Genomic DNA, 25393 nt, shown 5'->3' with positions numbered 1-25393 from the left:
CAATGACGGGTTTTATATTATATCTTAAGATGGTTTTTATTTACCCAAAAAAGGATATCGGTAATCCGTTGGGGTTACAAAGGTTTCTTTAATCATTCTTGGCGATACCCAACGTAATAAGTTTTGAGCACTACCAGCTTTATCATTGGTTCCAGATGCTCTAGCACCACCAAAAGGTTGTTGACCCACAACAGCCCCAGTAGGCTTATCATTAATGTAGAAGTTACCAGCACTATTTTGTAAGGCTTCAGTAGCTTGAACAATCGCGTATCTGTCTGTAGCTAAAATAGCTCCAGTTAAGGCATATTCGCTGGTTTCATCAACTAGTTTTAGGGTTTCTGCATAGGCATCATCTTCATAAACATAAATGGTAATAACAGGCCCAAACAACTCGGTACACATGGTGGTGTATTTTGGATTGCTTGTTAAAATAACGGTTGGTTCAATAAAGTAGCCTTTGCTTTTATCATAACCACCACCTGCTATAATTTCAGCATCTTTATCTGCTTTGGCTTGGTCGATATACTTAGCCAATTTATCAAAAGACCCTTCATGAATTACCGCAGTAATGAAATTCCCCATATCTTCAGGAGAGCCCATTTTAAAGGAGTTGATGTCTTCTAAAAGATATTTTTTTACATCGCCCCACAAACTTTTTGGGATGTATGCCCTGGATGCTGCACTACATTTTTGACCTTGAAGTTCAAAAGCACCGCGGGAAATAGCCGTGGATACTTGTTTAGCGTTGGCCGATTTGTGAGCGATGATGAAATCTTTTCCCCCAGTTTCACCCACAATTCTTGGGTAGGTTTTATAGTTGTGTATATTGTTGCCTATTTGCTTCCAAAGTTCTTTAAAGATGAACGTTGAGCCTGTAAAATGTAAACCAGAAAAATCTGGACTCGATAAAACGGTTTCGGTAATCATCACTGGATCTCCAAACACTACGTTTATAACGCCTGCAGGAACACCAGCTTCTTTAAATACATCCATGATTACTTTTGCTGAATACACTTGACTGTCACTTGGTTTCCAAACCACCACATTACCCATCAAAGCCATACAGGAAGGCAAATTTCCAGCTATAGCGGTAAAGTTAAATGGTGTAACTGCATAGGTAAATCCTTCCAATGGGCGATACTCTATCCGATTCCAAGCATCACTGGTGCTTTCGGGTTGTTCCATGTAAATATCGGTCATGTATTGCACATTAAAACGTAGGAAGTCAATCAACTCACAAGCTGCGTCAATCTCCGCTTGATGTATGGTTTTAGATTGTGCAATCATGGTAGCTGCATTAATTTTGGCCCTGTATGGTCCAGCAATTAATTCCGCAGCTTTTAAAAATATACCGGCACGATGTTCCCACGGCATTTGGCTCCATGTTTTTCTGGCTTCCAAAGCAGTTGAAATAGCAAGTTCTACATGTTTTTTTTCAGCTAAATGATAGGTTCCAACTACATGTTGATGATCGTGAGGTGGTGACATGGTTCGGGTGTTTCCAGTAATTACATCCTCACCATTTATATATAAAGGCACATCAATTTTACTGTTAAACATGCTTTTATATGCTTTTGAAACGGCTTCTCTTTCAGGCGTTCCGGGAGCATAAGATTTTACAGGTTCATTTACAGCAATTGGTACATTAAAAAAGCCTTTTCCCATGATTTTTTGTTTTTTGTTATTGAAAATTCATAAAATACGATGCAAAATTACGAATTTTTAAATCAAAATAAGGGATGTGCCTCTGTCAAATAACTGTTAATATTTAGTTTATTTTTGTAAGTTGCACATCTGTTTTATGACCCATTAATCCTATGTGTACAGTAACCTTGATTCCGAAAGGGAAAAATGATTTTATTTTAACGTCTAACAGAGATGAAGCTCCAAACAGAATCTCTTTACCCCCAAGTTTTTACAATATTGAAAACACTAATTTGTTATACCCAAAGGACGAACAATCTGGTGGTACATGGATTGGTGTAAGCGCAAACAACAGACTAGTTTGTGTGCTTAATGGCGGATTTGAAATACATGAACGTAAAGCTTCATACAGAAAAAGCAGGGGTATCGTAGCACATGATTTTATGGTTGCTGACTATTTGGTTTCTTTTGTAGAAACCTACAATTTTGATAATATTGAGCCTTTTACTTTGGTGATTGCAGATTGGAATACTATTTTAATATTTTATGAATTGGTTTGGGATGGTACTCAAACCCATTTTAAAGAATTGCCTTTGGAATCAAGAATATGGTCGTCATCTACTCTGTATTCAAAAAAAATGAGAATAGAACGTTCGCAATGGTTTGAGAATTTTAAATCTGAGAATGAGTTAAGCCCCGAATCGCTATTAAAATTCCATAAAACAGCTGGCAAAGGAAATGAAGATTATGGTGTTATTATGAACAGAGGGTTTGTAAGAACCACCAGTATTACTCAAGTTGAAAAGATCAATAACATAGTTGGAATGCGCTACGAAAATCTTCGTAATAAATTAGTTTCAAACGAAACATTCAATCTTTCCCAACTAATTAATGAGTAACACGGGTATTATTTTAACATTGGCTTACCCAGAAACTATTGTTATGGTTGCTGATGAGTGGTATTCTCCTTTTCTGCGATATTTAGGCGTTGGCAAGAAAAATTATTTACGCGCGGGTCATGCCGCTTTGGTCCTTATAAATAAAGAAACTGGAGATCTTGAATATCATGATTTTGGACGTTACATTACACCCGAACCCACTGGAAGAGTAAGAGGCAAGGATACCGATAATGAATTGGATTTCCCTTTAAAGGCTGATATTCAAGACGACACTATTAAAAATCTAAATGACATTTTAGAATTTTTGGCAACACACCCTAAATTAACCCATGGTGATGGCAAATTAATAGCCTCGGTTTGTAATGCAGTCGACTATCAAAAAGCCAGAGCGCACATAACCAACATGCAAAATAAACATTTTATTAGGTATGCCGCTTTTATAAAAGATGCCTGCAATTGTGCGCGTTTTGTTACCGATAGTTTAATTGCATCCGTAACTGATATCACCATTAAAAAGAGACTAGAAAAGTCTAAATGGTTCACACCCAGTACCGTGGGAAACGTAGTTTTAGCCGATACCGAAAATCATGTTTATGAAGTTTCTCAAACAGGCGTAATTTCGAAATTCAACGGTTCCCAAAGAAGTGAAAATATTCGTTGTTTTTTAGATAAGCTGAGAGATCATGAACCAAACTTTGTTGGGACTTTAAAACCTAAACCTATTGATGATTTACATGAAAATGCCCAATGGTTGCCAGGTATAGCTGCGGGCGCTTGGTTTGAATTGCATAAAATTGGGCATGATGTAGAATACCATTTTAAGCGTATTTCGCCTCACGGAAATATTGATGTGCATGATAGGTTTGTGGTTGATGACGACTCGTTTGATTATGATTTGGAGTTTGAATTTATTCATTACTCCAACTGCAAGTTTTTTCATGTAAAGCAGAATGAACGGGTTTACAGGTTTGAAAGAATAGGTTGATATGTTTAATTTGACTTTGTGAAAATTTCAATTAACTTCGCTTATCGCAAAAACGTTTTAGTTTATAGCGAAAGGGGCGCTTAGCTTAAAGGTTGGTATGGTAACTTTAAACTTTTTGGTTGTGGTAAAATTTACCATACTGTAATGACCTTGCATTGCCCCAAAAGGAGAGGTTAATAAACAGCCGGAAGTGTAAGTATGTGATTCGCCTGGTTTTAAAACCGGTTTTTTACCAATAACGCCTTCGCCAGATACCGTTTCAACGTTGTTTAAGGCATCAAGAATTTCCCAATGACGTGCATTCAATTGAACTGAATCTTTACTTTGGTTTTCAATAGTAACAGTATAACCAAAGGCATATTGAATTTTATAGTTTTTATAAAATGAGCCTTCATAGGTTGTTTCTACCGAAATTTTTATGCCTCTTGTTACTTGTTGAACCATCTTAACTATTAATAAACCATATGTTTACGGTTGCTAAAATAAGAAATATATAACAGTTGTGGTTAAATTTTAACGTGTTTGATGTAAAAATTAGTTAAACGGTCATTTTAATTCGAGATATTAACCGAAGTGCCTTCACCAAGGCCAATGATCCTATCGTATCGAGCACCTAAATCTCTGTAATACACCAATACTTTATAATTGTTTTCGGTTTGGTAAAAGTTGCCACCAATGTAACCTTCATTTATAGTATTGTCCTTATTCACTGTAACATACTTGTAATTGTAAAACCCTTGCTTCAATAACATGGTATTCCTAAATATTTGGTTTTTTTCATCGTAAGTCATTTTCGTACTTTCATCGGTGGTGTAGTTATTAAAATTACCATACACATGAATGTTTTTACCTATTAATGATTCATTTCCTTGTAATGAAAAATGTACCCAAACGTAATCAGCTTCAATACTGACGTCTTCAGCATCGATGTTTAAAATCACATAGTTGCCATTAATATCAGGGTTATAAGTGTAGGGCCTATTGGCTCTTGGAATGTTGGTAAATAAGTAATTATGATATAAATCTTGTAAATCGATGTATTGAATACCAGTGTTAGCGGCTCTTATATCCTTGTTTTCAAAATAGAAATATTCATTTCCGCCCCAAAAACTGGTCTCAATGTCATATTTATAAATCAGCTGATTGCCAATCGTATATTGAGGAGCTACATTGGAAATAGCTGTTTTTAAATTGTTGTTTTGAACGATAAGTGCTTTTACAGTTTGTATGGGGTTGTTGAGTTGGATTTTGTTTGATGAAATAACCAATTCAACCCTTTGTTTTTCTTCAATAAATTGAATATCGCGAGCTCGTTTAAGCGTTACACCAACATCAACCAAATCTTCATAAATCATAAATTTTCTTGAGAAAACGAGCTCATCATCATAGTTGTAAATAAAAAGGATATAATTACCAGAAACACGAAGTGCTTTAGTAAATTCATTGGGAATGGTAAGTTCGTAATGCGAATAAATTTGATAGGTGTTATATGAGTTTTCGTAATTTCTAATGCGCTGATTGTCAAAACCGTCAAGAAATTCAGACTTCATTAAAACCGATGGTGTCCAATCAAAATTAAAATGCTCAATTTTATAGTAATAATCTTCTTCTAAACCATTTAAAGCATCAAATTCCAAAACTACATACTCACCTAATTTTAAAATAGGCAATTGAGTTTCTGGGGTGTTGCCTTTAAAGTTGATGGTTTTTATATAATCTGGTGGATTTTGTTCTTCAACCTGCGAAAAGACAAGGACTGGAATAAAAACAAAAAATAAAATTTGTTTAAGTTTTAACAACATTTTAATGAGGTTTTGAGTGTAAAGATAAACAAAATCTATGCCTAAGTGATATTTGTTATTTAGAATGAATATAAATAAATTAAGTTGAATTATTTGAATGAATATTATAGCTATTAATTCGTATTTTTGCCCCGATTTTTAGACAACTAATTTCAATAAACATAATATGTCAAACGACATTCGTATTAAAAAAGGTCTGGACATTAAACTTAAGGGTGAAGCTGAAAAAACTGTAGAACAAGCAGTCATAAGCAATTATTGCACCATAAGACCAGAGGATTTTCACGGTGTTACTCCAAAACTTGTCGCAAAAGAAGGTACAGCAGTAAAAGCTGGTGGTGCTTTATTTTACGATAAATCCCATGAAGCGGTTAAATTTTTGTCTCCAGTTTCAGGAAAAGTTGTTGAAGTAATTCGTGGACCAAAAAGGCGGATTGATGCCATCAAGATTGAAGCAGATAAAACCCAAGATTACGAAGATTTTGGTAAATTCAATTTAGATAGTGCTACTGCCGAAAGTATTAAATCACATTTATTGGCATCAGGATGTTGGCCGTTCATCAAGCAACGTCCCTATGATGTCATAGCAAATCCTGATAAATCGCCAAAAGCTATTTTTATTTCAGGGTATGCGAGTGCTCCTTTAGCTGCCGATTTAGATTTTACATTAAAAGGAAAAGAAGCAGAATTACAAGCAGCAGTAACCGCTTTGGGAAAACTTACCGAAGGTAAAGTCCATGTTTCTGTTGCCAAAAAAGGAAACTCACCATTGGCTGGATTAACAGGGATAACTCTTCATAAAGTTTCTGGGCCTCACCCATCTGGAAATGTAGGTACTTTAATAAATAAAATTGATCCTATTAATAAAGGCGAAATCGTTTGGACTGTGAATGCCCAAGATTTAGTCATTATTGGGGAGTTGCTTTTAACAGGTAAATTTAATGCTGACCGCATAGTTGCTTTAGTAGGTTCATCTATTGAAAAACCCAGATATTTTAAAACAAAAATTGGTAGTGAAGTTGCTACTATGGTTTATGATAAAGGGATTTCAAAAGATGCCCATGTGCGCATCATTTCAGGGAATGTTTTAACTGGAAAGGAAATTAAGCCAGATGGTTCTTTAGATTACTACAGTAATGTGATTACGGTAATTCCTGAAGGTGATGACTATGAATTTTTTGGATGGAATAAGCCTGTTTTTGACAAAGTTTCAACTTCAAGAGCGTTAACATTCTCATGGTTAACACCCAATAAAAAATACGATTTAAATACAAATACTAACGGAGAACATCGTGCTTTTGTAGTAACAGGAAGTTACGAAGAAGTATTTCCTTTGGACATGTACCCTATGCAAATCCTAAAAGCTTGTATGTACCAAGATTTAGATGAAATGGAGGCTTTGGGTATGTACGAAGTGGCTCCAGAAGATTTTGCATTAACAGAATTTATTTGTGTGTCTAAACAACCACATCAAAAAATTATTAGACAAGGTTTAGACTTAATGCTTAAAGAAATAGGATAATGGGTTTAAAAGAAAAATTACATAATTTTAAGGAAAAAAATAAAGACAAAAAGTGGTTGCCTGCTTTTTCCGCTCTACACACGTTTTTATATTTACCTAATGAAACTACTCATGGCGGTACCCATATAAAAGCTGCAGATGATTTAAAACGTACCATGAATACGGTCATAATGGCCTTAGTGCCATGTTTGATATTTGGTATGTTCAATGCGGGTTATCAACACTATTTTGCCTTGGGTGAAATTGAATCTGCTAAGGGCTTTTTAGGGGCTTCATTTTGGACTCTAGACAACCTTATGGTTGGAGTTTGGCAAGTATTACCTTTAGTTATTGTCTCTTATGGGGTTGGTTTAGGAATTGAATTCTTGTTCGCCATCATCAAAGGACATGAGGTAGAAGAAGGTTACTTAGTTACAGGTATGCTGGTGCCATTAATTGTTCCTGTTGATATCCCTTTATGGATGTTAGCTGTAGCTGTTGCGTTTGGTGTTGTGATTGGTAAGGAAGTGTTTGGAGGTACAGGAATGAATATTTTAAATCCGGCATTAACCATAAGAGCATTTTTATTCTTCGCCTATCCAACGTGGATGTCTGGTGACAAAGTTTGGGTGCATGGCGCTGTAGCTAGAGATCAAGCCATAGCTGCAGGTGAAAACTTGGATGCTATTTCTGGTGAAACCATATTAGGTGCTTATGCCCAAGGGAACTCAGTAGTTTATGATTATTGGGATATGTTCTGGGGTTTAATACCTGGTTCTGTGGGGGAAACATCTAAATTCTTGATTATCATTGGTGCCTTATTTTTAATTTTCACTAAAATAGGTAGTTGGAGAATTATTTTCTCAACATTAATTGGTGCGTTAACTATGGGGTTAATTTTCAATTTTATTGTTGATTCAGGTTGGATTGCAGAGACCAGTAAATTTTACGGGTTAATGAGTGTTCCTTTTTGGCAACACCTCATTATAGGAAGTATTTTATTTGGTGCGGTTTATATGGCTACTGACCCTGTTACTGCTTCTCAAACTAACAAAGGAAAATGGATTTATGGTTTTTTAATAGGTTTTATATCTATTATGATTCGCGTATTTAATCCAGCCTATCCAGAAGGAGTATTTTTAGCTATTTTATTAATGAATGTATTTGCTCCTACAATTGACCATTATGTGGTTCAAGGAAATGTGAAGAAAAGAATGAAACGTCTTAAAGTTAAAACTGCTTAATTATGAGTGCTAGAACAGACAAAAATTCATATACCATAATATTCGCCATAGGGATGGTTTTATTAGTAGGTGCTTTATTAGCATTTGCGTCTTCATCCTTAAAGCCCAATATTGATGAAAATAAACGATTAGAAAAGCAACAAAACATTTTGTACGCCATGGGTGTAAATGAAAATGATGAAAGCAGTGCTAATTTCGTTTCTACCGAAGATGCTCCAGAATTGTTTAATAAATACATCAAAAAACAAATTGTAATTGAAGGTGATAAAGTAAGTGAAGATGAAAATGCTTATTTGATTGATATTAAAAAAGAACAAGCAAGTGCCAAAGCGGGAAATATTAGAAAACTACCTTTATTTGTTGGAGAAAAAGATGGTAAAACCTATTACATAGCTCCCATTTATGGAAAAGGACTTTGGGATGCTATTTGGGCTTATGTAGCTTTGGATGAAAACATGGTGGTACAAGGTGCTTATTTTGACCACAAAGGTGAAACACCTGGTCTTGGAGCTAACATTACACAACGTTATTTTATGGATGATTTTATTGGTGAGCATTTAAAGTCTCAAGGAAAATTTGTAGGTATCGATGTGGCTAAAGGTAATGCAGATCCAAAAAACGAAGATAAAACAGATAATGAAGTTGATGCTATTGCTGGTGCAACGATTACTGGTAACGGAGTTTCCGCTATGATAAAAAGTGATTTGAAGCTATACGTTCCTTATTTTGAAAACTTAAAAAACGACTAATCTATGGGACTTTTATCAAAAAAAGACGCAAAGTTAATAACTGATCCATTGGCAGATAATAACCCAATTACCATTCAGGTTCTTGGTATTTGTTCCGCTTTAGCAATTACTGCAGAATTGAAAGCTTCTATTGTAATGGCGATTTCTGTATTATTTGTTTTGGGTATAGGAAACGTAGTTATTTCTTTAATGCGAAACATCATTCCTTCCAAAATTAGAATTATTGTGCAATTGGTTGTAGTTGCAGCTTTAGTAATTATTGTTGATCAAGTTTTAAAAGCATTTGCTTACGAATTGAGTAAAACACTTTCCGTTTTTGTTGGGCTGATTATTACTAACTGTATCATCATGGGTCGTTTTGAGGCTTTTGCTTTAGGTAATGGTCCTTGGCGCTCATTTTTAGATGGAATTGGTAATGCGGCGGGGTATGGACTTATACTCATCATCGTTGGGTTTTTCAGAGAATTATTAGGTTCTGGTACATTATTAGGATTTAAAGTTTTAGGAGATCCAATCGAAAAAACAGGACTCTATGCTATTGGTTATGAAAACAACGGATTTATGTTATTATCACCTATGGCACTCATAGTTGTTGGAATCATTATTTGGGTACAACGCAGTAGAAATAAAGCACTAATAGAAGATCATTAATAATTCAGAATTCTGAATTCATAATCAAGAATAAATGGAACATATAGAATTATTTTTCAAATCAATATTTATTGATAATATGGTATTTGCTACATTCCTTGGAATGTGTTCTTACCTAGCAGTATCAAAAAAAGTAACTACAGCTGTTGGCTTAGGCGCGGCAGTAATTTTTGTATTGGCTATCACAGTGCCATTAAACTGGCTATTGGACCAATATTTATTACAACCTGGTGCCTTAAAATGGTTAGATGGTAGTTCAAACGGTGAAGGTTATTCAGGTTTTGATTTGAGTTTTCTTTCATTCATCATGTTTATAGCAACTATAGCAACCATGGTACAGTTGGTTGAAATAGTAGTTGAAAAATTTTCACCTTCATTATATAATTCATTGGGTATTTTTTTACCACTAATCGCGGTAAACTGTGCCATTTTAGGAGGTTCTTTATTTATGCAATCTCGTGAAATCCCAACTTTAGGACTAGCTACAACTTATGGCGTTGGTTCGGGTATTGGTTGGTTCTTGGCTATTTTAGCCATAGCAGCTATCCGTGAGAAAATAAGATATTCCAATGTGCCACCAGCCTTAAGAGGTCTGGGAATTACATTTATCATAACAGGTTTAATGGCTATTGGATTTATGAGTTTTGGAGGTATGCTTACGGGCGGTGATGATGCTCCAAAAGAAGAAAAAACCGCAAAAATTGAAAAGTCTCAAGAAGATTTAGAAAAAGATAAAGTGATAGCTAATAACACAACAAAAGTAAACGAATAGTATGATTTTAGCAGCAGGCACATTAGGAACAGTAATAGCAACCGTAACAGCCTTTTTGGTCATTACACTATTGTTAGTCGCATTACTTTTAGTAGTAAAGCAAAAATTGTCACCTTCCGGACCCGTAAAAATTACCATTAATGGTGAAAAAGAAATAGAAGTAGCTTCAGGTGGAAGTTTATTATCTACTTTAGGAAATCAAAAAATATTCTTACCATCGGCTTGCGGGGGTGGTGGTACTTGTATTCAATGTGAATGCCATGTGCTATCTGGTGGAGGTGAAGCTTTACCAACTGAAACACCACACTTTACTCGTAAAGAATTGCAACATGGTGCGCGTTTAGCTTGTCAAGTTAAGGTAAAACAAGACATGGATATCACTATACCTGAAGAAGTTTTTGGTATTAAAAAATGGGAAGCAACAGTTGTAAGAAACTATAACGTAGCTTCTTTTATCAAGGAATTTGTTGTTGAAATTCCAGAGGATATGGGTTACAAAGCTGGTGGATACATTCAAATTGAAATCCCTCCTTGTGAGATTAAATATTCAGATATCGATATTACTGCTCATCCTGAAGAGCATGAAACCCCTGATAAGTTTCAAGCTGAATGGGACAAGTTTGGTCTTTGGCCATTGGTAATGAAAAATTCTGAAACGATAGAGAGAGCATATTCCATGGCTTCTTACCCAGCAGAAGGGCGTGAAATTATGTTGAATGTGCGTATAGCTACACCACCTTGGGATCGTGCCAAAAATGGTTGGATGGATGTAAACCCGGGTATAGCTTCATCTTACATATTCGCTCAAAAGCCTGGAGATAAAGTAACTATCTCAGGACCTTATGGTGAATTCTTTATAAATGAATCTGAAAGCGAAATGTTATACGTTGGAGGAGGTGCTGGTATGGCGCCCATGCGCTCGCACTTATATCACCTGTTCAAAACATTAAAAACGAATCGTAAAGTTACCTATTGGTATGGTGGTCGTTCTAAGCGTGAATTATTCTATTTAGATCATTTTAAACAATTAGAAAAGGATTTTCCAAACTTTAAGTTTTACTTAGCATTATCTGAACCATTGCCTGAGGATAATTGGAAAGTTAAGGAAGATATTGATGCCCCTGGAGATGGTTTTGTAGGGTTTATACACAACTGTGTAATTGATAATTATTTGAGTAAACATGAATCTCCAGAAGATATAGAATTGTATTTCTGTGGACCTCCATTAATGAACAAAGCGGTTCAAAAAATGGGAGAAGATTTTGGTATACCAGATGAACACATACGTTTCGATGATTTTGGGGGTTAAAAACTTAAATCAAAATATAAAAAAACCAACTCAAATGGAGTTGGTTTTTTTATGCAATGTTTTTAAATTAATTCATACCTAGGGGAGTCATTATTTTTGTACTCAAATAGTTTTGTATAATCCATAATATTAGTGACATTGTCAAATTCACATAAAAGCTGAATGACAGAACATAAGCCATTAAATAAAATATCTTTATCCTTAGGATGTTCTGGTTTGTTATTTTTGTGGTGAAGAGGTAATTGATACCCACAAGCCTTAAGGAAAGTGGCTTCAATTTTCAACAATTCCAAAGGGGTATAGCCATTAAATTTTCTACCAAGAGTTTGATGTACTTTACCAATATAGTTTAACTCTGTAGATCCATGATGATCTGAAAGGTGTTTCCAGCTATCAGTTTTGTTTAGAATATTTCCAACAGCACATTGCTTACAGCATTCAGGATTTAATTCATTATTGTGAAAAGCCACGTAGAGCTTTTGAATGGCTTGTTCCAAACGAGGTGAAGATTGCATATCAATTTTATTTTTTGATTTTAAAATACAAAATTTATCTAAATTATTAATATTATTTTTGTAAAATGAATAAACCGCTAACAGAACAAGAACTACATAATTTAGCCATGAACCACGTTGGAAAAGACCTAGAGCAACGCGGGTTTGAGTTTATAGCCGTTAACAGTAAACTAAAAAAACATCCGCAGTTTGTTTGTATTGATAAGAATAAACAATATTATTTTGTCATTGTTAGGGCGGTTATTCTTCCCGAAAATCCGAACAATTATGATGTAATTTGGATGGAATCGTTTAAAAAGCACGCTCGTGAACAAGATGCCAAAGTATTGTATGCAGGTGTTGGAATTGGTAATGTAAATGATGAAAATGCACCCATTTATTTGAATGAAGCATACTTAATGGAGTACAATGGTATTCAGGTTTTAGAGACTAATTTAAATTAAATGAAGCAATTATTACTAATATTTTTTGCACTTTCAGTTTTAGCTTGTAAAAAGGAATTAAAGAACACCAAACTATCTGGTGAGATTTTTGGCACAGGTTATTCAATTATTTATGATTCTGAAATTAATTATAAAGAAGAATTTGATAGCCTATTTTACAATCTCAATAAATCGTTATCTACCTATCAAACCAATTCCCTAATTTCAAGAATCAATAGAAATGAGGAAGTTGATATGGATGTTTATTTTGAAAATGTTTTTAATGCTTCTAAACAAATATTTTATGAGACGGATGGTGCCTTCGATCCTACTATAGGCGCGGTGGTCAATGCTTGGGATTTTGGGCCAGAAAACAGTATAATTAATCTAGATAGTTTGAAAATTGATAGCTTAATGCAGTCGGTTGGGTTTAATAAAATAATTATAAATGAAAAGACTCTCAAGAAGCCAAAAGATGCTTTCATAGATTTTAATGCTATTGCAAAAGGCTATGGGGTTGATGTGATAGGGGAGTTTTTAGAGTCTCAAAACGTGAAAAATTATTTGGTAGAAATTGGAGGTGAGATTAGAGTTAGAGGTATCAATGTTGAAAAGCAAAGTTCTTGGAAAGTAGGGGTTGAGATGCCTCATTTTGATGGTACTCAATCTATTTTAAAGGCAATAAGTTTACAAGATGAAGCCATGGCAACTTCGGGAACTTATAGAAAATTTAAAATTGATGAAAACGGTAATAGATATGCTCACATAATTGATACTAAAACGGGTTACCCTAGTAAAACTAACTTATTAAGTATTTCTGTAATTGCTGAGGATTGCATGACTGCCGATGCATATGCAACAGCTTTTAAAGCTATGGGTATAGAAAAAGTGAAGGATTTTTTAAAAAACCACCACGAACTTAAAGTGTTTTTAATTTTTGAAAATGATAAAAATGAATTTGATACCCTCTCGTTAAACGGATTTCCAGAAAATTAATTTTTATAAACAACAGGGATTATTTCCCCTTTAGCTAAACAATACTTTTTGATGTCCTCATTTGAAATTTTTGAAGTATAATCTACTTCTTCAACTTTAAAACCAATATGTCGTAGTTTATCAAAATAATCACGACCGTAAACCCGAACGTGGTCATATTGTCCAAAAATTTTAGCCCGCTCTTTTTTATCGGTTATCGTATTGTCTTCAAAAGTTTTTTCTCTACTTAAGTCTTGAGGTATTTGAAAAATTCCCATTCCACCAACATTTAAAACTCTGTATAGTTCTTGCATCGCTTTAGTATCATTTGGAATGTGCTCTAAAACATGATTGCAAAGAATAATATCAAATTCATTGTCCTCAAACGGTAAATCACATATATCAGCTTTTACATCAGCTAATGGCGAATTTAAATCGGTGGTAATGTATTCGAGATTTTCCATTTTTTTGAAGCGCTTGTAAAAAGCTTGCTCTGGTGCAAAATGTAAAACTTTTAATTGAGCTGAAAAGAAATCTGTTTCATTTTTAAGATATAACCAAAGTAAACGATGCCTTTCTAAAGAAAGGCTAGATGGCGATAGTACATTGTTTCGCTGGTTCCCATAACCATAAGGTAAAAAGGCTTTAAAACTTTTACCGTCGATGGGGTCTGTAAATTTATTTCCTTTTAATAAAACTACTAAAAGAGGACGAACAACATAGCTCAACCTAATAAGCAAAGTTCTGGGAATAGTGTTTAGTATAAACTTGAAAAGTTTTTTCAATGGAGATTATTTATAATCTTCCCTCACAGGGCAAAATGTATCGATTACCTCGCAGTCGGTTATAGCAATAGCGCTATGCACGGCATTTGAAGGAATAATAGTAATGTTTCCAGGTTCTAAGATTTGCCTAACACCATCAATAGTCATTTCTAATTTCCCTGATGTTACTTGAGTAGTTTGTTCATGCATATGCGAGTGCGCAGGCATGACGGAACCTTTATCGATACTCACAAAGCCTATGGTCATATTTTCAGAGTGAACATATCTGCCCGATATGCCTTTGGTTAATTGTTTTTTTGGAATTTCAAAAATGTTAAAATTCATAACTATAAAATTATTGCTTCTTTACGAAATTCTTCCTCTTCATTGCTTTCAATGCCCAATGCTTCATAAATGTATGCAAAGGTAGAAAGTAATTCAGGTTTACCATCAATAAGGGCTACATCATGTTCAAAATGCGCACTGGGTTTATTATCTAATGTCGTGATGGTCCATCCATCTCTGTGTTGCTTTATACGGTGTGTTCCCATGTTTATCATGGGCTCTATAGCCACTACCATACCTTCGACAAATTTTTTGCCTCGACCACGTTTACCATAATTTGGCATTTCTGGATCTTCATGCATTTTTTTGCCTAAACCATGCCCAACTAATTCCCTAACAACTCCGTAACCATGGTCTTCACAATATTTTTGAATGGCGAAACCAACATCGCCTACACGATTATTTGCTTTGAATTCTCTAATACCAATATAAAGTGATTCTTTTGTTACTTGAAGAAGTTTTGCTGTTTCAGGAGCTATTTCACCAACAGGAAAAGTATAAGCATGATCGCCGTAAAAACCATTTTTTAAAGCGCCACAATCAATGGAAATAATATCGCCTTCAACTAAAGGTTCCGAATTGGGGATTCCATGAACCACTTGACTGTTGGGACTCATGCATAGTGTGTTAGGAAAATCGTAAAGTCCTAAAAATCCTGGAATCGCTCCTTGATCCCTTATACATTCTTCTGCAATTTTATCCAATTGAAGGGAGGTTACTCCTGGCTTAATGGCTTTGGCTATTTCGCCAAGTGTTTTAGACACTATTAAAGCACTTTCGCGCATTAATTCAATTTCTTCTCTCGTTTTTACTTCTATCATATTTAAAAATAATAGCAAAGATACTTAAATTAAGTTTTATTGATTTTTGTGATTTATGATTTTTGACAGGTTTTTTTAGCTTATTATTGGATAATTTTGTTGTATAAATTATTGTACAAAATGTATAAAATTGTAAGTGCAGAGGAGGCTGTAAGAGTTATAAAATCAAATAACAGGATATATATTCAAGCAGCAGCGGCGGCTCCTCAATTGTTAATGAAAGCTATAGTAGAAAGACATGAAGAATTGCGTAATGTTGAAATTTGCCATTTGCATGTTGAAGGAGAAACACCCTATGCAAACCCAAATTATAAAGATAGTTTTCATGTTAATTCTTTTTTTATAGGTAACAATGTCCGTCACACTTTAACAGCTGGTAATGGTTCGTACACACCTGTTTTTTTAAGTGAATTGCCATTATTGTTTAAACGAAATATTCTCCCTTTAGATGTGGCTTTTATTCATGTATCTGTACCTGATAAACACGGATATTGTTCTTTAGGTGTTTCAGTTGAGGCTACTTTAGCAGCTATAGATAATGCTAAAATTGTAATAGCACAAGTAAACAAACAAATGCCTCGGACTCATGGTGATGGTATTATTCACCATACTGAAATAGATTTATTTGTTGAATGCGATGAGCCTATTCCTACACATTATTTGGGTGAACCAACGGCCACAGAGAATAAAATAGGTGATTTTGTTGCCAGTTTAATTGAAGACGAGAGCACTTTGCAAATGGGTATTGGTAGTATTCCAAATGCTGTATTATCAAGACTAACTAATCATAAAAATTTAGGTTTGCATACTGAAATGTTTTCTGATGGTGTTATTGATTTAATTTTAAATGATGTTATAAACGGAGATTTTAAAGCTATTAATCCTGGGCGTGCCTTAGCTACTTTTTTAGTTGGCTCAAAACGTTTATACGATTATGTTGATGATAACCCTTTTATTGAAATGCGAGCTTCAGACTATGTAAATGATGCTTCAATAATTAAACAAAACCCTAAAATGGTAGCTATTAATTCGGCCATAGAAGTTGACCTTACTGGTCAAGTTTGCGCAGATTCTATTGGTGCAAAAATGTACTCTGGTGTAGGTGGTCAAATGGATTATATTAGAGGAGCATCCTTAAGTGAGGGTGGAAAAGCTATTATAGCATTGCCTTCTGTAACCAAAAAGGGTATGAGTAGGATAGTGCCATCACTAAAACCGGGTGCTGGAGTTGTAACCACTAGATCTCATGTACATTATGTGGTAACTGAGTATGGAATTGCGAATTTGTATGGGAAAACCATTAAAGATAGAGTGAAGGCATTAGTAAATATTGCCCACCCGGACCATAGAGAAACCATTGATAAAGCTTATTATGACTTGATGATTTAGTAATTATTTAAAAAAGTCTAAAAAACTTTTTTTCTTTTGGGGAATTTGAGGTGTTTCATTAGTAAGTAGTTGGTAAATTTCACCCCAACCAGGAAATCCCCCAACATTTCTATCATCTATAAATAAATCTGCATGGATTTTTCTACTACTGTTGTTGTTAAAATGTTCTTCAGGGTAACTGTCGTTAACAGCGTAAAATATAATACCGTTTTCCTCACAAAATTTTACAGCCTCATCAAGCCTATCTCCATGTCTGTAAGTCCATAAAATAAGCATATGCCCTTTTTCTTGTAACTTTTTTAGAGTTTCAAAAGCAAAAATCATGGGTTTACCTATTTTTGGATAAGCATCCTCTACTATGGTACCATCAAAATCTACGGCAATTATTAATCTGTGGCTAAAATTCATTTAAAATAAAGACTTGAGTTTGGTAAAAGTACAATAATTTTTAATGATTATACTAAAGCGTGTTGTGTCATGGCTTCTGGTTGTGGAATTCCCATAAGTTTTAAAATAGTTGGTGCCATATCACCTAAAATACCATGATTAATATGGGTTAATTCATTATCAATTAAAATAACAGGAACCGGGTTAGTAGTATGAGCAGTGTTGGGTGAACCATCTGGGTTTATCATGGTTTCACAATTTCCATGGTCGGCTATTAGAAGTGTAGTGTAGCCATTTTCTAAAGCCGCTGTTACTACATCTTTAACACATACGTCAACGGCTTCGCATGCTTTTATTGCAGCTTCCATCACTCCTGTGTGACCAACCATATCACCATTGGCAAAATTTAAACAAACAAAATCTACATCTCCTTTTTGTAATTCAGGAACCAAGGCATCACGTAATTCGTAAGCACTCATTTCTGGTTTTAAATCATAGGTCGCCACTTTTGGAGAGTTTCTTAAAATACGAGTCTCACCATCAAATGGGGTTTCTCTTCCACCAGAGAAAAAGAAAGTTACATGTGGATATTTTTCGGTTTCAGCAATTCTTATTTGTTTTTTATGATACTTTTCTAAAACTTCTCCTAAGGTCTCGGTTAAATTATCTTTGTTAAAAATAACATTTACGTTTTTATAAGTGTCATCATAATTAGTAAGCGTTACGTAGTGCAAATTTAATTTATGCATGTTTTGCTCATGAAAATCTGTTTGAGACAAGGCTTCGGTTAGTTCGCGACCGCGATCTGTTCTAAAATTGAAAAATACAACCACATCTCCATCTTTAATTTTCGCAACAGGCTCGCTGTTGTCATCAACCATTATGATAGGTTTAATGAATTCATCGGTAATATCATTATTGTAACTTTTTTGGATGGTATCTGTTACATTGGTCGATTTTTCTCCAACACCATTTACCATAGCATCATAAGCTATTTTAACACGTTCCCATCGTTTATCCCTATCCATAGCATAGTATCTACCAGTAACGGTGGCTAACTTACCATTTGTTTTTTCCAAGTGGGATTCTAATTCTGTGAGAAATCCGAATCCGGATTTGGGGTCCACATCGCGACCGTCTGTAAAGGCATGGACATAAATATTTTTCAACCCAAAATCATTTGCGGCATCTAATAACCCAAATAAGTGATTAATATGAGAATGTACACCACCGTCACTCAAAAGGCCTAAAAAATGCACATCTTTATTTTGCTTTTTAGCATAATTAAATGCATCAACCAACACTTTTTCGGTATTCAATGTTTTATTTTTAACAGCTAAATTTACCTTAACCAAATCTTGATAGACTATTCTCCCAGCTCCCAAATTCATGTGGCCCACTTCGCTATTACCCATTTGTCCTTCTGGTAAACCAACATGTAAACCATCTGTTCTTAAGGTGGCATAAGGGTATTTTTTATAAAGAGAATCTATAAAAGGAGTGTTCGCATGGTCTATGGCAGATACTTTGGGATCTGGAGAATTACCCCACCCGTCGAGTATCATTAAGATAACTTTTTTGTTCATTCTGTTAAAATTTAAATATGCTGTAAAGATAATTAAGTTTGATATAAAAACAGATAAATAGCTCTTGAAAAGCATCGTATTTAAAGGCTTTTTTGTTTTTCTGTCAAATTATACATTCCGTTAATTAATTGTGAAACAAACGTTAAAAATATGTTATTTACTCATTTAAGTGTAACAGATTGAATTTTAATGCGTCTATTTAGTATATCAAAAAACGAATCATTAAATCAAATTAAAATCTTTCATCATGAAAAAAACAATCATTATTTCAGCTGTTGCGTTATGTTTTTCAATTGCAAATGTTAACGCAGAACCAATTTCCACAAACATCGAAACTAGCAACTATGAGTATTTCTTTAAAGTGAACTCATTTTGTGTATCTATTGCCAAAGGCGATTTAGAAACCGTTCAAAAACTTATCGCTAGGGGTGCAGATGTGAATGAAAAATCTAATGGCATGACTCCAGCTATGTATGCGGCAAAATTTAATAGGACCGACATTTTGGAGCTTCTTATTGTTCATGGAGCTAACTTAAAAGCAAAAAGTGACAATAAAAAAACAGCTTTAGATTATGCCGAGCTCCACGGGGCTCAGGATACAGCTGCTATTATCAAAGAAGCATTGTCTAAAGGTAAAAAACAAAAATAAGTATAAGATACATGTAATTATTTGAGTTAGTCGCTCACAAAAAAAGCCTTGTTTTTCAAGGCTTTTTCATTTTATTGATTTTTGTATTTCTCGATAGCTTCTCTAATTTTTTCAATCCTATTATCAGGGTCTGGATGTGTACTTTGAAATTCAGGAACTCGGTTTGGTCCAGCGGCTGTTTTAAGAATTTCCATAACCCCAATCATTTCTTCTGGTTGATAGCCAGCTTTAATCATAAATTTAACACCTAATTCATCGCTCTCAAGTTCATCATCTCTGCCGTTTGTAAGTAATGTATTTTGGCCAATACCACTTATTAAACCACCCATATCTGCTCCAACCGATCCTGCTGTTACTAAACCTTGCCAATACTCACTTTCTGCAATACGTTCTGCGCTGTGCCTGCCTAAAACATGTCCAATTTCGTGTCCCAAAACACCTGCCAATTGATCTTCGTTTTCTAATTTCGAAAATAAGGCGTAAGTAATAAATACTTGTCCACCTGGCAGTGCAAAAGCATTAATGGTATTTGGATCGGATAATAAATGGAATTCATATTGATAGGGTGTTTCTCTAGCAATACTATTATTCACCAGTTTATTGCCTACGTTATCAACCAAAGCTTGGTACTGATTATTGGGGTGTAAGCCACCATATTCTTTTTCCATTTGTGGGGCACTTTGCAATCCAATCGCTATTTCTTCATTTGCACTCATTGAAATGGTTTGTATTCTCCCCGTATAGGGGTTTTCCTCACGCTGACTGCATCTTTTTAAAACAAAAAAAAGGGCAATTCCAGCGCCTAATAATAACCTTAATTTAAAATTTCTGCTTCTCATTTTAATAGAGTAAAATTAAAATTACAAAATTTGGAGTTTATAATAACTCTTTGTTTGATTTTGGATTAATCATTTATAAACTTAAACATTACATAATGCCATCCAATATCTTGAATAAGGAATGAATTCCCAATAATTTGGTACCCACATTTCTTATAAAAATTTAAGGCAACTTCTCGGGCGTTACACCAAATAACTTCTACTTTCTTCTCTTCAAGGATTTTTTCGCCGTAGGTTAAAATAATATTTCCTAAACCCAAGCCTTGATATTCTTTCAAAACTGCCATACCCCTTAGCTGATATTGATTTTTTCCTTGAATATCAGTGTGGTCTTTTTTAAAAAAGGAACATATCCCAACTAATTTATCTTTAGTATGAATACCTAAATGAAAAGTGGTTTCTAAATCATCACCATCAAAAACACAAGTTTCTATTGGTTTTCCAGCTCTTAACATAGGTTGCCTAACTTTATAAGTTTCTAAAGAACTTATAATTCTTATATCGTAATCTAAATTTTTAATGTTCTGTTCAGTTTAGAATTTCATAAATCAAACATAAAATATTTTGAGGAATTATTACCTTCACGAAAAATTTATTTATGGGTTTTATATTTAAAATTTTAGATAAGGAACATATAGATTTGATAATCCCATTAGTACAAAAACTCAATGATGAAAAAATCTCTTTTCCAGTTTTACAGAAGCGTTTCCATGAAATGGTCAATCAAAATTATGAATGTGCCGTTATTTTAGAAGGTGAAAAGTTGATTGGCGTTTGTGGACTATGGTTTTGTACTCGTCATTACTCTGGTAAAAGTGTTGAACCAGACCATGTTTTTATTGAAGAAACTTATAGAGGAAAAGGTTTGGGTAAACAGTTTTTCAAATGGATTTATGATTATGTGTCTGGCAAAGGTTGTGAAGCGGTTGAGTTAAATACCTATGTAACTAATTACCCTTCCCATAAATTTTATTACAATCAAGGTTTTAACATTTTGGGATATCATTTTTTAAAAAAGTTATAATTTTTATTTAGTTAACGAAACAGTTAATATATTTGTCTTCCATAATTGCGGGAGTAGCTCAGTTGGTAGAGCGTCAGCCTTCCAAGCTGAATGTCGCCGGTTCGAACCCGGTCTCCCGCTCAAAAGCCTCTTACAATAAAGAGGTTTTTTTTATTTTATAACTTAAAATATTAGAATAAACTTTTGTTTGGAGAATTACGTCCTATTATTTCAGATAATTTAACTCTGTTTCTGGCTTCACTTCATAAGGTGCTTTATTGTACTCAAAAACCCTAGCCGTTAAAGAACCTTTTAAAATAATCGAATGGCCTTCTACTTTTAGCCAACTGCCTTCTCGTAAACCTATTACAGGAGGTGTATTGAAATTATGAAACTCATGGATTCTGGTTTCCCTGGTTTCGCCCATATGTTTGCTGTTTAAATCGGGATCCATATAATGAGGATTGATATTGAAAGGCACTAATGCCAGAGCACTAAAACTTGGAGGATATATAATGGGCATATCATTGGTCGTTTTAATGGTTAATCCACATATATTACTTCCAGCACTAGTGCCTAAATAGGGCGTGCCGTTTTTTATGACCTTTTTTAAAATATCTATCAAGTTGTTTTTGTAGAGTTGATAGGTCAGCACGAATGTATTACCACCCCCCACAAAAATAGCTTCGGCATTTTTTACAGCTTCAATGGGGTTTTCAAAAGTGTGAATGCCGTGGGTTTTAATATTGATTTTAGAAAAAGCATTACTTACTTTTTCTGTATAATGATCATGCGAAATACCACTTGGTCTTGCGAATGGTATGAATAGGATTGTTTCAGCATCTTTAAAAAACACTTTTAAATCATCTAAAATATAATCAAGATAACCACTTCCATGAATGGTAGAGGTGCTTGCAATAAAAATATTTTTCATAAAAAATGTTTTTTTTTGATAAATCAAACCATATGAAAATTTTAGCAAAATTTTCATATGGTTTACTTCTTAATTAGAAACTAAAGTAGTAATTTCAAAACAAAAAAATATGAAAAAATTCTTCTTCTTTATAATATGTTTATTGCCTTATATAACACTTTCACAAACTAAAAATAGGATTGAGGTTAGTGGAAAAATTATTGTTGAGGGAAATGATATTTCGGGTATTACTATTTTCAATACCTCTACAAACAGCGGGGTTATTAGTGATGAAAATGGAGAGTTTACCATTCAGGTTGCTTTAAATGACACAATTGAAGTTAGTGCCTTGCAATATGAAAACATAAATTTCATTGTTAATGAGGCTATCATTAACTCGAAAAAAATAAAACTTTTTTTAATTGAGGAGATCAACAAATTAGATGAAATTATTGTTTTTAGAAAAGGCCTTTCGGGTAATTTAAATAAGGATGTTGAGTCTGTAAAACCATTTAAGCCTAAACTTGACGCTTTATATTTTGGCGTAAAACATAGTGCAGAATATAATTTTGAAAAGGATTATAAATCTGAGGTGGAAAATATGGCAGTCAACTCACAACAACCTACCATGGTAAATGGATTAAATATTATTAACGTGGTTGACCAATTACTTTTGCCACTCTTTAGATCTGAGGTTAAGGATAAAAAGAAGGTAGGGGTGCCTGATGTTCCCGTAGAATCTATTAAATATTATTTTGGTTCAGAATTTTTAGTGGATAATTTCAATATCCCAGCGCATCGAGTTGAAGAATTTATTAGGTATGTTGAAAGTGGTGATTTTGATTTTTCATTACTTAATTATGGCAAAGAGTTGGAATTTCTGGAACTTTTACATAAAAAAAGTTTAGATTTTTTAAAACCAAAGCCTTAGCCGATAGAGTTTTAACAAAATATTAAAAGGTATTTACGTTTTCTTTAAGATTAGATATGTTTAATTTAGGTTCTAAATGAACCAATTAGAAACACGTATTACTTTTATTATTATTTCAATTTTATTTATTTATAGCGCATAGTCAAACCATTAACAGGGTTGAGGTATATGGAGTTATTTTGTCTTCCACTAATGATGTAGAAGCGATAACAATTTTTAATAAATCATCAAACAAAGGAACCATTACAGATGAAAAAGGACTTTTTGTATTAAAGGTAGCTTTGAATGATATTATAGAGATATCAGCATTACAATTTCAAACGGTTACCATTACCATTGATGATGAGGTGATAAAATCAAAACAGTTAAAAATTCAACTAATTGAACAGGTCAATTATTTAGATGCAGTTACCTTATCATCTGGTCTATCTGGTAATTTACAAACAGACATACAGAATACTAAAGTTATGAAGCTCAAGCCTATTGATTTAGGAAATATGAATGCCTTTGAAATGAGTGAAGATAAAGTATTTAGTAAAGGAGTCATTCAAGACCATTTAATATCAATTATACATCCTGATGAACGCAATTATTTACCAGATTTCGTAAAAATATTTAAGTTGTTGAAGAAATCCAAACCAAGAACATCCTTAAATAACGATGGAAATATTGAAAGGCTCAAACCAACAAAGTTGTTAGATATTTACTCCCATAAAGAAATAAGTGGGACATTTAATATACCACAAGAAAATGTTGAATCTTTTTTGGTTTTTATAGAGAATAATGGAATTAAACCAGAGTTATTAAAACCCGAAAATGAATTACAACTAATAGAGTTTTTAATAAGGCAAAAGGAGGAATTCCTTAATCTTGAGGATGCGAAAAATTAACAGCATAGTAATATTCGTTTCCATGTTTTGTGTTCAAAAAATGGTTTCCCAATCAGTCGAAATAACTGGTAAAGTTGAAAGCAAATCAAATGTTGAGAATATCCATGTAATCAATAAAACTTCCAAAATATTTACAATTACCGATAATACGGGAGTATTTAATATAACAGGAAAGTTGTATGATACCATTGTTTTTTCGTCCATTCAGCATCAGCAAAAAGAAGTAATTCTCTCTCAGGAAATTATATTATCCAAAGCTATTTTTGTTACTCTAGAGGAACAGATAAATGAGTTAGATGAGGTAATGGTAGGTAAAATACTTTCGGGGGATTTATTGTATGACATAAAGAATACAGAGGGCGAGCTGCCTATTAATTTTTATGATGTAGGTATACCGGGTTACACAGGTAAAATTGCAACACAAAGTGAGAGACGCTTAAGTGAAGCCTCAAATTTTAGACCTTCTGTTAATGGTAATTCAATGGGAGCAGGGGGTTCCGTTTCAATTTTACCACTTATCAACGCTATTACGGGCAGAACCAAAATGCTAAAGGATCGTGTTAAAAAGGAAAGAAATGCCGATTTACTTCGCAGAATTAAAGGGGCTTTATCAGAAGATTTTTTTAGTGTTTATAAACTTGAAGACAGTTTGAAAAACGATTTTTTCTTTTTCTGTGAGGACGATATTAATTTTAATTTTAGATGCCAAAATAAAAGTAATGTTGAAATATTAGAATTTTTAAAGGAAAAATTTCTACAGTATAATCAAAACCTAAACGTTAATAAAGACTAATTATTTCTGGAATGCTTTTTGAAACATTATAATAATTACTTTCGCAATCAAAACAAAGAGATGAGAATATCTACATTATTTCTATTCGTATTAATAACACCGCTTTTGGCATTTACTTCTTTGCATAAATATTATATCAGCGTTACCCAAATTAATTACATTCAAGAGAAACAATCAGTTCAAATAACTTCAAGAATTTTTATTGATGATTTTGAAAATTTATTGAGAGAACGATATGATGAAAAAATTACTTTGGCAGGAAAGGATGAACCCGAAATTGCTAACACTTATGTTGAAAAATATTTAAAAAATAAGGTGACAATCAAAATAAATAACGAAAGTGTAGATGTCAATTTTATTGGTAAAGAATACGACGGAGATATTATGCGTTGTTATTTGGAAGTTGAAAATATTAAAAACATAAATACTATAGAAATTACTAATCAGGTTTTGTTCGATTTGTATGATGAACAGCAAAATATTGTAAAAACAAAAATATACTCAAAACAAAAGAGTATGATACTTTCCAATCAAAATAGCACTATGGTGTTAAATTTTAATTAAATAAATTAATAAACTTTATGAATTTATTAAATTCGCCCTTTTCGTTAAATT

At 33.6% G+C, this 25393-nt stretch carries 29 protein-coding genes and 1 tRNA gene; 18 read left to right on the top strand and 12 right to left on the bottom strand.

What is annotated here, in order from left to right; all coding sequences use genetic code 11:
* Positions 1-36: 36 nt before the first annotated feature.
* A complete protein-coding gene (gene pruA, locus ABD963_RS10155) occupies positions 37-1665 on the bottom strand; it encodes an L-glutamate gamma-semialdehyde dehydrogenase (protein ID WP_345276859.1) in 1629 nt (542 codons plus the stop codon).
* Between the two features lie 152 nt (positions 1666-1817).
* Here pruA and ABD963_RS10150 point away from each other — a divergent pair, with 152 nt between their 5' ends.
* Both ABD963_RS10150 and ABD963_RS10145 read left to right on the top strand, forming a co-directional pair.
* Positions 1818-2543: an NRDE family protein gene (locus ABD963_RS10150; protein ID WP_345276858.1), complete on the top strand. Its 726-nt coding sequence runs from the start codon at positions 1818-1820 to the stop codon at positions 2541-2543.
* Positions 2536-3528: a DUF6695 family protein gene (locus ABD963_RS10145; RefSeq protein WP_345276857.1), complete on the top strand. Its 993-nt coding sequence runs from the start codon at positions 2536-2538 to the stop codon at positions 3526-3528. Before ABD963_RS10150 ends, ABD963_RS10145 begins: the two co-directional genes overlap by 8 nt.
* A 57-nt stretch (positions 3529-3585) precedes the next feature.
* On the opposite strand, the gene apaG is transcribed toward ABD963_RS10145, so the two are convergent.
* Entirely contained in the window at positions 3586-3972 is a 387-nt protein-coding gene (gene apaG, locus ABD963_RS10140) for a Co2+/Mg2+ efflux protein ApaG (protein WP_237231250.1), read from the bottom strand.
* Between the two features lie 107 nt (positions 3973-4079).
* Positions 4080-5330 carry a type IX secretion system plug protein gene (locus ABD963_RS10135; protein ID WP_345276856.1) on the bottom strand — a complete coding sequence of 417 codons (1251 nt, stop codon included), beginning with the start codon at positions 5328-5330 and terminating at the stop codon, positions 4080-4082.
* 166 nt (positions 5331-5496) lie between these two features.
* Here ABD963_RS10135 and ABD963_RS10130 point away from each other — a divergent pair, with 166 nt between their 5' ends.
* From ABD963_RS10130 to nqrF, 6 genes are read left to right on the top strand one after another with little or no spacing between them, the layout of a single operon-like run.
* Entirely contained in the window at positions 5497-6852 is a 1356-nt protein-coding gene (locus tag ABD963_RS10130) for a Na(+)-translocating NADH-quinone reductase subunit A (protein ID WP_345276855.1), read from the top strand.
* On the top strand, positions 6852-8075 hold the full coding sequence (locus ABD963_RS10125; RefSeq protein ID WP_345276854.1) for an NADH:ubiquinone reductase (Na(+)-transporting) subunit B: 1224 nt from the start codon (positions 6852-6854) through the stop codon (positions 8073-8075). Before ABD963_RS10130 ends, ABD963_RS10125 begins: the two co-directional genes overlap by 1 nt.
* Before the next feature lie 2 nt (positions 8076-8077).
* Positions 8078-8824 carry a Na(+)-translocating NADH-quinone reductase subunit C gene (locus ABD963_RS10120; RefSeq protein ID WP_345276853.1) on the top strand — a complete coding sequence of 249 codons (747 nt, stop codon included), beginning with the start codon at positions 8078-8080 and terminating at the stop codon, positions 8822-8824.
* Between the two features lie 3 nt (positions 8825-8827).
* Positions 8828-9475: an NADH:ubiquinone reductase (Na(+)-transporting) subunit D gene (locus ABD963_RS10115; protein WP_345276852.1), complete on the top strand. Its 648-nt coding sequence runs from the start codon at positions 8828-8830 to the stop codon at positions 9473-9475.
* Positions 9476-9509: 34 nt separating this feature from the next.
* Entirely contained in the window at positions 9510-10247 is a 738-nt protein-coding gene (nqrE, locus tag ABD963_RS10110) for an NADH:ubiquinone reductase (Na(+)-transporting) subunit E (protein ID WP_345276851.1), read from the top strand.
* A 1-nt stretch (position 10248) separates the two neighbouring features.
* Complete coding sequence (nqrF, locus tag ABD963_RS10105; RefSeq protein ID WP_345276850.1) at positions 10249-11556, top strand: NADH:ubiquinone reductase (Na(+)-transporting) subunit F; 1308 nt, start codon at positions 10249-10251, stop codon at positions 11554-11556.
* A gap of 62 nt (positions 11557-11618) precedes the next feature.
* Here nqrF and ABD963_RS10100 read toward each other — a convergent pair whose 3' ends face one another.
* Positions 11619-12071, bottom strand: coding sequence for a Na(+)-translocating NADH-quinone reductase subunit F (locus ABD963_RS10100; RefSeq protein ID WP_345276849.1), 453 nt, complete (start codon positions 12069-12071; stop codon positions 11619-11621).
* Positions 12072-12136: 65 nt separating this feature from the next.
* On the opposite strand from ABD963_RS10100, the gene ABD963_RS10095 reads away from it, so the two are divergent.
* Together ABD963_RS10095 and ABD963_RS10090 are read left to right on the top strand one after the other, a co-directional pair.
* Positions 12137-12514, top strand: a complete 378-nt coding sequence (locus ABD963_RS10095) for a Na(+)-translocating NADH-quinone reductase subunit F (RefSeq protein WP_345276848.1) — start codon at positions 12137-12139, stop codon at positions 12512-12514.
* Positions 12515-13489 carry an FAD:protein FMN transferase gene (locus tag ABD963_RS10090; protein WP_345276847.1) on the top strand — a complete coding sequence of 325 codons (975 nt, stop codon included), beginning with the start codon at positions 12515-12517 and terminating at the stop codon, positions 13487-13489. It begins immediately after the preceding gene.
* Here the strand turns inward: ABD963_RS10090 and ABD963_RS10085 are convergent.
* From ABD963_RS10085 to map, 3 genes are read right to left on the bottom strand one after another with little or no spacing between them, the layout of a single operon-like run.
* Positions 13486-14253, bottom strand: a complete 768-nt coding sequence (locus tag ABD963_RS10085; protein WP_345276846.1) for a class I SAM-dependent methyltransferase — start codon at positions 14251-14253, stop codon at positions 13486-13488. The two genes, ABD963_RS10090 and ABD963_RS10085, sit on opposite strands and share 4 nt — an antisense overlap.
* 6 nt (positions 14254-14259) lie before the next feature.
* On the bottom strand, positions 14260-14577 hold the full coding sequence (locus ABD963_RS10080) for a cupin domain-containing protein (RefSeq protein ID WP_345276845.1): 318 nt from the start codon (positions 14575-14577) through the stop codon (positions 14260-14262).
* 2 nt (positions 14578-14579) lie between these two features.
* Positions 14580-15398, bottom strand: a complete 819-nt coding sequence (map, locus tag ABD963_RS10075) for a type I methionyl aminopeptidase (RefSeq protein WP_345276844.1) — start codon at positions 15396-15398, stop codon at positions 14580-14582.
* A gap of 120 nt (positions 15399-15518) precedes the next feature.
* Between map and ABD963_RS10070 the strand changes: the two genes are divergently transcribed.
* Positions 15519-16787, top strand: a complete 1269-nt coding sequence (locus ABD963_RS10070) for an acetyl-CoA hydrolase/transferase family protein (RefSeq protein WP_345276843.1) — start codon at positions 15519-15521, stop codon at positions 16785-16787.
* A 3-nt stretch (positions 16788-16790) separates the two neighbouring features.
* On the opposite strand, the gene ABD963_RS10065 is transcribed toward ABD963_RS10070, so the two are convergent.
* Both ABD963_RS10065 and gpmI read right to left on the bottom strand, forming a co-directional pair.
* A complete protein-coding gene (locus ABD963_RS10065) occupies positions 16791-17195 on the bottom strand; it encodes a BT0820 family HAD-type phosphatase (RefSeq protein ID WP_345276842.1) in 405 nt (134 codons plus the stop codon).
* 47 nt (positions 17196-17242) lie between these two features.
* Complete coding sequence (gpmI, locus tag ABD963_RS10060) at positions 17243-18760, bottom strand: 2,3-bisphosphoglycerate-independent phosphoglycerate mutase (protein ID WP_345276841.1); 1518 nt, start codon at positions 18758-18760, stop codon at positions 17243-17245.
* A 247-nt stretch (positions 18761-19007) separates the two neighbouring features.
* On the opposite strand from gpmI, the gene ABD963_RS10055 reads away from it, so the two are divergent.
* Positions 19008-19409 (top strand): ankyrin repeat domain-containing protein, encoded by a 402-nt coding sequence (locus ABD963_RS10055; protein WP_345276840.1) that lies wholly within the window; start codon positions 19008-19010, stop codon positions 19407-19409.
* A gap of 71 nt (positions 19410-19480) precedes the next feature.
* Here the strand turns inward: ABD963_RS10055 and ABD963_RS10050 are convergent, their stop codons facing one another.
* Positions 19481-20248, bottom strand: a complete 768-nt coding sequence (locus ABD963_RS10050; RefSeq protein ID WP_345276839.1) for a M48 family metalloprotease — start codon at positions 20246-20248, stop codon at positions 19481-19483.
* A 65-nt stretch (positions 20249-20313) separates the two neighbouring features.
* A complete protein-coding gene (locus ABD963_RS10045) occupies positions 20314-20703 on the bottom strand; it encodes a GNAT family N-acetyltransferase (protein WP_345276838.1) in 390 nt (129 codons plus the stop codon).
* Positions 20704-20846: 143 nt separating this feature from the next.
* On the opposite strand from ABD963_RS10045, the gene ABD963_RS10040 reads away from it, so the two are divergent.
* Both ABD963_RS10040 and ABD963_RS10035 read left to right on the top strand, forming a co-directional pair.
* A complete protein-coding gene (locus ABD963_RS10040; protein ID WP_345276837.1) occupies positions 20847-21272 on the top strand; it encodes a GNAT family N-acetyltransferase in 426 nt (141 codons plus the stop codon).
* 47 nt (positions 21273-21319) lie between these two features.
* Positions 21320-21392 (top strand) — tRNA-Gly (locus tag ABD963_RS10035).
* A gap of 85 nt (positions 21393-21477) precedes the next feature.
* On the opposite strand, the gene pepE is transcribed toward ABD963_RS10035, so the two are convergent.
* Positions 21478-22185, bottom strand: coding sequence for a dipeptidase PepE (gene pepE, locus ABD963_RS10030; RefSeq protein ID WP_345276836.1), 708 nt, complete (start codon positions 22183-22185; stop codon positions 21478-21480).
* 109 nt (positions 22186-22294) lie between these two features.
* On the opposite strand from pepE, the gene ABD963_RS10025 reads away from it, so the two are divergent.
* The 4 genes from ABD963_RS10025 to ABD963_RS10010 all read left to right on the top strand — a co-directional run bounded on the left by ABD963_RS10025 (position 22295) and on the right by ABD963_RS10010 (position 25342).
* Complete coding sequence (locus ABD963_RS10025) at positions 22295-23095, top strand: carboxypeptidase-like regulatory domain-containing protein (protein ID WP_345276835.1); 801 nt, start codon at positions 22295-22297, stop codon at positions 23093-23095.
* A 179-nt stretch (positions 23096-23274) separates the two neighbouring features.
* Positions 23275-23985, top strand: coding sequence for a peptidase associated/transthyretin-like domain-containing protein (locus ABD963_RS10020; RefSeq protein WP_345276834.1), 711 nt, complete (start codon positions 23275-23277; stop codon positions 23983-23985).
* A 40-nt stretch (positions 23986-24025) separates the two neighbouring features.
* Positions 24026-24778: a peptidase associated/transthyretin-like domain-containing protein gene (locus ABD963_RS10015; RefSeq protein WP_345276833.1), complete on the top strand. Its 753-nt coding sequence runs from the start codon at positions 24026-24028 to the stop codon at positions 24776-24778.
* A 60-nt stretch (positions 24779-24838) separates the two neighbouring features.
* Positions 24839-25342 (top strand): DUF6702 family protein, encoded by a 504-nt coding sequence (locus tag ABD963_RS10010; protein WP_345276832.1) that lies wholly within the window; start codon positions 24839-24841, stop codon positions 25340-25342.
* Positions 25343-25393 lie beyond the last annotated feature (51 nt).

The organism is Litoribaculum gwangyangense (genome assembly GCF_039543505.1).
In the GTDB taxonomy this organism is placed as follows: domain Bacteria; phylum Bacteroidota; class Bacteroidia; order Flavobacteriales; family Flavobacteriaceae; genus Litoribaculum; species Litoribaculum gwangyangense.
This window is presented reverse-complemented; position numbering and strand designations above follow the sequence as displayed.

What these genes read in the sequence shown, in the direction of transcription:
- pruA (WP_345276859.1), bottom strand. Translation starts at nt 1,665, where the DNA reads ATGGGAAAAGGCTTTTTTAATGTACCAATTGCTGTAAATGAACCTGTA.
- ABD963_RS10150 (WP_345276858.1), top strand. Translation starts at nt 1,818, where the DNA reads ATGTGTACAGTAACCTTGATTCCGAAAGGGAAAAATGATTTTATTTTA.
- ABD963_RS10145 (WP_345276857.1), top strand. Translation starts at nt 2,536, where the DNA reads ATGAGTAACACGGGTATTATTTTAACATTGGCTTACCCAGAAACTATT.
- apaG (WP_237231250.1), bottom strand. Translation starts at nt 3,972, where the DNA reads ATGGTTCAACAAGTAACAAGAGGCATAAAAATTTCGGTAGAAACAACC.
- ABD963_RS10135 (WP_345276856.1), bottom strand. Translation starts at nt 5,330, where the DNA reads ATGTTGTTAAAACTTAAACAAATTTTATTTTTTGTTTTTATTCCAGTC.
- ABD963_RS10130 (WP_345276855.1), top strand. Translation starts at nt 5,497, where the DNA reads ATGTCAAACGACATTCGTATTAAAAAAGGTCTGGACATTAAACTTAAG.
- ABD963_RS10125 (WP_345276854.1), top strand. Translation starts at nt 6,852, where the DNA reads ATGGGTTTAAAAGAAAAATTACATAATTTTAAGGAAAAAAATAAAGAC.
- ABD963_RS10120 (WP_345276853.1), top strand. Translation starts at nt 8,078, where the DNA reads ATGAGTGCTAGAACAGACAAAAATTCATATACCATAATATTCGCCATA.
- ABD963_RS10115 (WP_345276852.1), top strand. Translation starts at nt 8,828, where the DNA reads ATGGGACTTTTATCAAAAAAAGACGCAAAGTTAATAACTGATCCATTG.
- nqrE (WP_345276851.1), top strand. Translation starts at nt 9,510, where the DNA reads ATGGAACATATAGAATTATTTTTCAAATCAATATTTATTGATAATATG.
- nqrF (WP_345276850.1), top strand. Translation starts at nt 10,249, where the DNA reads ATGATTTTAGCAGCAGGCACATTAGGAACAGTAATAGCAACCGTAACA.
- ABD963_RS10100 (WP_345276849.1), bottom strand. Translation starts at nt 12,071, where the DNA reads ATGCAATCTTCACCTCGTTTGGAACAAGCCATTCAAAAGCTCTACGTG.
- ABD963_RS10095 (WP_345276848.1), top strand. Translation starts at nt 12,137, where the DNA reads ATGAATAAACCGCTAACAGAACAAGAACTACATAATTTAGCCATGAAC.
- ABD963_RS10090 (WP_345276847.1), top strand. Translation starts at nt 12,515, where the DNA reads ATGAAGCAATTATTACTAATATTTTTTGCACTTTCAGTTTTAGCTTGT.
- ABD963_RS10080 (WP_345276845.1), bottom strand. Translation starts at nt 14,577, where the DNA reads ATGAATTTTAACATTTTTGAAATTCCAAAAAAACAATTAACCAAAGGC.
- map (WP_345276844.1), bottom strand. Translation starts at nt 15,398, where the DNA reads ATGATAGAAGTAAAAACGAGAGAAGAAATTGAATTAATGCGCGAAAGT.
- ABD963_RS10070 (WP_345276843.1), top strand. Translation starts at nt 15,519, where the DNA reads ATGTATAAAATTGTAAGTGCAGAGGAGGCTGTAAGAGTTATAAAATCA.
- ABD963_RS10065 (WP_345276842.1), bottom strand. Translation starts at nt 17,195, where the DNA reads ATGAATTTTAGCCACAGATTAATAATTGCCGTAGATTTTGATGGTACC.
- gpmI (WP_345276841.1), bottom strand. Translation starts at nt 18,760, where the DNA reads ATGAACAAAAAAGTTATCTTAATGATACTCGACGGGTGGGGTAATTCT.
- ABD963_RS10055 (WP_345276840.1), top strand. Translation starts at nt 19,008, where the DNA reads ATGAAAAAAACAATCATTATTTCAGCTGTTGCGTTATGTTTTTCAATT.
- ABD963_RS10050 (WP_345276839.1), bottom strand. Translation starts at nt 20,248, where the DNA reads ATGAGAAGCAGAAATTTTAAATTAAGGTTATTATTAGGCGCTGGAATT.
- ABD963_RS10045 (WP_345276838.1), bottom strand. Translation starts at nt 20,703, where the DNA reads ATGTTAAGAGCTGGAAAACCAATAGAAACTTGTGTTTTTGATGGTGAT.
- ABD963_RS10040 (WP_345276837.1), top strand. Translation starts at nt 20,847, where the DNA reads ATGGGTTTTATATTTAAAATTTTAGATAAGGAACATATAGATTTGATA.
- pepE (WP_345276836.1), bottom strand. Translation starts at nt 22,185, where the DNA reads ATGAAAAATATTTTTATTGCAAGCACCTCTACCATTCATGGAAGTGGT.
- ABD963_RS10025 (WP_345276835.1), top strand. Translation starts at nt 22,295, where the DNA reads ATGAAAAAATTCTTCTTCTTTATAATATGTTTATTGCCTTATATAACA.
- ABD963_RS10015 (WP_345276833.1), top strand. Translation starts at nt 24,026, where the DNA reads ATGGTTTCCCAATCAGTCGAAATAACTGGTAAAGTTGAAAGCAAATCA.
- ABD963_RS10010 (WP_345276832.1), top strand. Translation starts at nt 24,839, where the DNA reads ATGAGAATATCTACATTATTTCTATTCGTATTAATAACACCGCTTTTG.